Origin of the sequence: Spiroplasma sp. hy2, from assembly GCF_044714365.1 — a bacterium.
In the GTDB taxonomy this organism is placed as follows: domain Bacteria; phylum Bacillota_I; class Bacilli_A; order Mycoplasmatales; family Mycoplasmataceae; genus Spiroplasma; species Spiroplasma phoeniceum.
In genome coordinates this window covers 1-581 of the sequence record NZ_RXFZ02000344.1, presented here as the reverse complement: position 1 = coordinate 581, position 581 = coordinate 1, and the positions used below count along the sequence as shown (strand labels likewise).

Genomic DNA, 581 nt, shown 5'->3' with positions numbered 1-581 from the left:
AAAATAAAAGATATTTTTGCTTTAATTTTTATAAAAAATCTTTACAAATTTAAAAAGCTTGATTTTACAGTTTATAAAGTGCTACACTTCATAGTACAATTTACACAGTGATTAAATCCATTTACTTATTTAGATTTAATTAAAAAAAGTCATAAAAAAGAAATACAACAAATATTAAGTCAATTAGAAAAAAATAATAACATTAAAAATAGAAAACAATTTAAAAATGAAAATTATCTAAATACTAATTGACAACCTTTAAATAGTAGTTGACTTGATAGTGGTATGTTTAATATAACAAATAAGTTAACTTTAACAGGTAATTTAACTATTTTAATATATACAAAAACAGCAAAACACCCTAAGTTTTATGGACCTTATGTTTATCCTAGTGTTCCAGTTGAAATATGAAAATTATTAAGTAATGCTGTATCTAATGCAGGAACTTTATTTTGGCGTTATTGATTAAGAAAATGGTTACCTAGTCATTTAAGAAATTATATTAAAAAACGATTACCACAAGCATTAAAAGAAAAATATCCCAAAGGAACTACTAAATTAACATTACCAACAGTTCAAAA

At 21.9% G+C, this 581-nt stretch carries 1 protein-coding gene; it reads left to right on the top strand.

What is annotated here, in order from left to right:
• Window positions 1–78: 78 nt before the first annotated feature.
• Window positions 79–581: hypothetical protein (locus tag EHV01_RS06425; protein WP_422066733.1), on the top strand; the 503-nt coding region annotated here is incomplete at its 3' end.